At 35.4% G+C, this 5,287-nt stretch carries 7 protein-coding genes; all 7 read left to right on the top strand.

Annotation, left to right across the window (positions count from 1 at the left end):
• Positions 1–87: 87 nt before the first annotated feature.
• Complete coding sequence (locus G541_RS0108160) at positions 88–378, top strand: hypothetical protein (protein ID WP_027827108.1); 291 nt, start codon at positions 88–90, stop codon at positions 376–378.
• A gap of 61 nt (positions 379–439) precedes the next feature.
• Positions 440–670 (top strand): hypothetical protein, encoded by a 231-nt coding sequence (locus tag G541_RS0108165; protein ID WP_027827109.1) that lies wholly within the window; start codon positions 440–442, stop codon positions 668–670.
• A gap of 12 nt (positions 671–682) precedes the next feature.
• On the top strand, positions 683–1,390 hold the full coding sequence (locus G541_RS0108170; RefSeq protein ID WP_027827110.1) for a hypothetical protein: 708 nt from the start codon (positions 683–685) through the stop codon (positions 1,388–1,390).
• Positions 1,391–1,442: 52 nt separating this feature from the next.
• On the top strand, positions 1,443–1,643 hold the full coding sequence (locus tag G541_RS0108175) for a helix-turn-helix transcriptional regulator (protein ID WP_027827111.1): 201 nt from the start codon (positions 1,443–1,445) through the stop codon (positions 1,641–1,643).
• 57 nt (positions 1,644–1,700) lie between these two features.
• Positions 1,701–2,903 carry a tyrosine-type recombinase/integrase gene (locus G541_RS0108180; RefSeq protein ID WP_027827112.1) on the top strand — a complete coding sequence of 401 codons (1,203 nt, stop codon included), beginning with the start codon at positions 1,701–1,703 and terminating at the stop codon, positions 2,901–2,903.
• 165 nt (positions 2,904–3,068) lie between these two features.
• The gene (locus G541_RS0108185) at positions 3,069–4,130 is read left to right on the top strand and encodes a Fic family protein (protein WP_027827113.1); all 1,062 of its coding nucleotides are present in this window, start codon (positions 3,069–3,071) and stop codon (positions 4,128–4,130) included.
• Positions 4,131–5,107: 977 nt separating this feature from the next.
• A partial coding sequence (locus G541_RS09775) for a linear amide C-N hydrolase (protein WP_035163266.1) occupies positions 5,108–5,287 on the top strand: 180 nt, incomplete at its 3' end.

A 5,287-nucleotide genomic window follows, 5' to 3' on the forward strand; every position in this document is an offset into this window, starting at 1 on the left:
ATAGTGGTGCCCATAAAGGTCCTTCTTTCTAATGGAATGTTGTGACGACACCATTAAAGACCTTTATGGGTTTTTCTGTCCACTAAAATGTTCAACTTAAATTTTACAATCTGCCATTTAAAACGAAAAAACTTTGGCGGTAAAACTTACCAAAAGGTAATTTGTGCTAATAGTACTCAGTTAACATCGGCCAAAATGCGGGCAATGCGTGATGAGTTTGATGCATATCCTGATTGTGTAGAGAAGTGGGATAGCTTTAAACAAAAGACAATTGGGGAATTAAAGGCGTGGCATCATGGATTTACTATGCTGAAAGAAAAGTACGACAAGAACAAGGATACTGCTATGTTTAAGCCCTTCGACTTTTCAAATAAATAATGTTTTTTTGAGATAAATTAGTCATTGTTAGTGAAAATAATATAAGAAAGGAATGGATGGCATGATTAGTAATCCAGGCTTTGAATGGGAACAGTCTATTCTTATGAAGAAAGATATTTTCTCAGAGCATTTTGATCAGGCAAATAAATTAAGTGGAACGATGGTATTACCGGTTTCTGTGATGAACTCTAATAAACAAGTTGGAATGTTCTATTCAACACAAGCATATAACAATTTGCTAAAACAAATTAATAGTTTAAAACAAGAGATTTTAACTCTAAAGAACAAATAGGAGGAAAATATAATGAATAAAAATATTAACAAACCAGAGGCATATAATAAAGTACGTTTCGAAGCATATAGGCAAAATCCAATTGGTCAGTACGAGAAGATCTGGCCTAGTACAAGTGAAGATGAGTATGATTTAGAACCAGATGAGGTTCTATCAGACCTTGTTTATGAAATTGATTATGCCAATTTAGCAGCTGCAGATGATCCAGAATGTATGGCAGACCTTTATATGGATGAATTTGGTCTAAAGAAAACTGACTTTAAATTAGATGAATATGGCAATTTTGATCTTGAGGCAGGGGAACCATTGCTGACGATTGAAAATAAAGAAGCAGAAATTATGAAAGAAATGTCTACGAGTGAATTAATGGACCACTGCAATAGGGTATTAGATCTCTTCGGTGACGGTAACTATGAATTGTATGCAGTCGTATACACTTCGTTAAATCCTGAGGAAGAATATAGGATTAGTTTGTACGATCTAGACTTCACTGAGGATGGAGGAATCGACTTGTCGACTAAAGCAGTACTTCATTATATTGAACAAGATTTTTTAATTGAAGATCGTATTCAAGATTTATTAGACATGGAGTATTGGGATCTAGATGAAATTGAGAGCCTTCTTTCTTTCTTTGAAGCTTACGAAGGAGGAACAAAGGAAGAAGTGGAAGATTATAAGAAGCAGATTTCAGAGCTAAGAGGCCAACAAAACAATAATTAATGATGTTTTATATTGCGCAGAGTTATAATTCGATCACAAAGGGGACATAATTATGTTTGGAAAAGAGATTTTAAATGGCAAACAACTTTGTGATGAATTGGGCATAAGCACCACAATCTTATACAGGCTCTTAGATAACGGGCTGCCTTTTCATCAATTAACAACACCTAGTCGAAAATATTACATCTTAGCTGAAGTTGAAGATTGGCTAGTAAATGCGGGATATCATCAGAAGACGGTATGGGCAAAATAATAATCAAAATGATGGGGCCAAGCGATGGCTTCATCATTTTTTTGAAGGTGAAAAAGAATGATTAAAAAGATGACAACAGGTAAGCATAAAGGAAAGTATCAAGTGCGTATTCAACCCATTAATAAAATCACTGGTAAAAGGGAAAGCTGGCCAGTAGATTACGCTTCTAATCGCTCAACCGCTAAGGCGTTAGAAAGGAAGATGTGGGCAGACTATGAAGAAGGAATGCAGCTAGCGGATGGTAATGCAGTCTTTGCAGGTGAATTTCGAAAATATGTCAATCGTAAGAAAAATACTATTTCACCTGTTACATATCGTGACTGGAATAATTCAGCTAATGAATTTGAAAAGTATTTTAAAAATATTAAGATCAAGGATGTTAGTGAACGATTGGTTGAGCAGTTTGCTCGTGATTTTATTCGTGATCATAAGGCAACAGTTGGACGTGCGACAGTAATTGATCATCGGTTAACCCATATGAGGAGTTTCTTTAATGAACTGATTGGTAAGGTAGTAAAAGAAAATCCAGTACCCGAGCAGTATTTGGATAAGTTTTTTCGTAAGAACGAATTCAGTGTTAGAAAACAACGATATCTATTTTCAAACGTTGAACTTGAGGCCATTAAGACTCAAATCCAATCTGATTTAAGCCATACTACAATAGCTAATTGGGGAACACGTTTAGCACTTTGGATTGATCTTGAGACAGGAATGCGTCCAGGAGAGATTCAAGCATTAAAATTTAAAAATATTACTACGGAAGATGGGTATTCTACTTTTAAAATCAATGATAGTTGGTCGGATTATGCACGTAAGTTTAATGGAACACTTAAAGCACGCCCTAAAGGATACTCAAGGTATTGTCTACCGATTTCACAAGAATTAACAGATTTTCTTGAAATATATAAAAAACGACAGGGAGAATTTCTTAAGTACCATGACTTGATCAATCCTGAGGGACTACTTTTTCTCAATTTACATGATTATAAAATGTGTGTAAATAATGTCCCCATTACACAAAAAAGCATGAATGAAATGTTAAAGAAAATTTGTAATGAGCTGGGGATTCATGGCAATGGCTCACAAATATCCATGTACTCATTCCGTCATACATTGTGTACCAAGCTAGCTAATAAGCCTGGAATATCTTACCCTTGGGCAGCAGAAAGAATGGGTAATAGTCTTTCAATTTTTATGCGAGTGTATGTTAAAGCAGATCGTGACATCGATCGAAAGATGATGGATAATTGGATGAAATAAAAAGCAATTAGTAATTGAACGTGAAAAAAATACCTATTTTTTCGGTGCAACAAATGAATTATCGGTGCAAAAACAGTCAATTTTGCACCGATAATTTTTAAATTGCACTGATAAATTGGAGAGATTGGGTTAAAATAATAAAGAATAATTTTGATAAGAAAGGAGATGAAGGAATTGAAAGTTTTTAACTACCAGACTTTAAATGATTTAAGATTAACTACTAAGATGGTTGAAAAACTCAATCAAATCTATGAGTTAAAAGGGAAAACAGCCCATGTATCCTTAAAATCAAAAGATATTATGGATAAATTATTAGCGGTAGCAAAAATTGAAAGTACAGACGCATCAAACCGAATTGAAGGTATTGCCACAAGTGATGCACGACTAAAAAAACTTGTAAGCCAAAAAACTACTCCTGAAAATAGAAGCGAGGAAGAAATTTCAGGTTATCGCGATGTTTTAGCAACCATTCATGAGAATTTTCAATACATTAAAATTACACCTAACAACATTCTAGCGCTCCATAAGGAACTGTTTAATTTTACTGAAAGTACGTGGGGCGGTGAATTTAAAAATATTGATAATTCTATTGTGACTACATTTCCGGATGGTCATCAGGAGACGAGATTCACTCCACCACCGGCTTACTTAACTCCTGAACTAGTCCAAGACTTATGCACGGCTTACAATAATGCAATTACCAATAATTCTTTTCCTCCTTTAATATTAGCAGCTGCCTTTATGCTTGATTTTGTTTCTATTCACCCATTTAGAGATGGAAATGGACGGATGTCACGGCTATTAATGTTGTTAGAATTACATCAATTGGGTTTTGAAGTCGGAAAATATATTAGTTTAGAGCGCTTGATTGAAAAAACAAAAGCTGAATATTATCGAACTTTATTAGAAAGTTCAGGAACTGCTTGGAGTAATAATGATAATCATTATGGCCCCTATGTTGATTACTTTTTGAGCATCGTTCTTCAAGCATATCGTGAACTAAATACACGTATTGATTTCACTAATGATACTGAAAAAGATCCAGAATCATTAGTGCTTACTAAGTTACGTAATAGTTTAAAACCTTTATCAAGGCGTGAACTGATGAACTTAATTCCACAGTATGGTGAGAGTACTATTAAGCACGTATTAGCAGAATTACGAAAGAAGAACATAATAAAACTGGTTGGTAGAGGGAGAGCAAGTCGATATACAGTTAATGACTAATCGGTGCAATTTAAAAGTTATCGGTGCAAAAATGGATGATTTTGCACCGATAAATTGGTTATTGCACTGAAAAATGCACACAACTAGACACACAAAATCTAAATTGATTAGCTTAATTGTTGATATATCAATGGTTGAGACAATTTAACCTCCGAGCTTCTAGTCAGCATAGTTAAAACTTACAAAGTTTATTAGTCTTTGATATATCAACGTTTTGCGAAGATGTATCAAGGACTGTTTTTGTTTATTTCAGAATATCATGCACACGATTTGCACACAGAAAAAAACGTGTGCATGGGCTTGCATCGAGGGATGGCCATATACACTGACATGATGGGCTTTGTGCCCATTTTTTTGTGTGCAAATTATCGATTTAACCTTATGGTATATCGGATATTTAAAAAAGCATATTTACCGGATAATTTCAAAGCTGCCTTTGCTATGATGACCATGGATGGTGAATACATTATCTATTGGCAGTTTGAATTCCCGGCCACTTAAATGTCTTAATTGGCATACACCAATCGAGGTCTTCTTGCTTAACCTACGTCACTAAATTCGTTCAAGTTATTTCTTGCAATCTGCCTTTTACAATCTGCCTTAACCAAAAAAAATTACCAGTTAAATCCATATATGGCCTGATAATCTGGCTAATTATGCTACTCTTAGTTTTAGGAATTACATTTAAATTTGAATCAGTTAAGAGATTGAAGATTAAATGAAAAACTTTTTGAGAAAAGGCAACAAAGTCCAATGACCTAACTGATGAAACCAGCTACAATTACCGGGGTGAACCCCGTAATCGCGGCTAGTTTTTTAGCTGGGCGCTATGCCCCGTTGACGAGCAAGAGATGAACTAAGCCGCCGTAGGTGCCTGTCATCCCAATTCCGTCTGTCACTTTTGAGCATTAAATGCTATACTAGCCTTAGATTTTAAGTTGTACCTAAGTCTGTGTTTAAGAAAGGAAGTCTAATTCATGTGTACAGCAGTTAATTTCCAAACCGGTTCCCACCACTTCTTTGGCCGCAACCTGGACCTAGAAATTTCGTATGGTGAACAAGTTGTTGTCACCCCCCGGAACTACCCGTTTCATTTTCGGCAAGTTGCTCCGTTGACGCACCACTACGCTCTTATTGGCATGGGGATTGTTGTCGAT

It is taken from the genome of Ligilactobacillus saerimneri DSM 16049, from assembly GCF_000423265.1.
In the GTDB taxonomy this organism is placed as follows: domain Bacteria; phylum Bacillota; class Bacilli; order Lactobacillales; family Lactobacillaceae; genus Ligilactobacillus; species Ligilactobacillus saerimneri.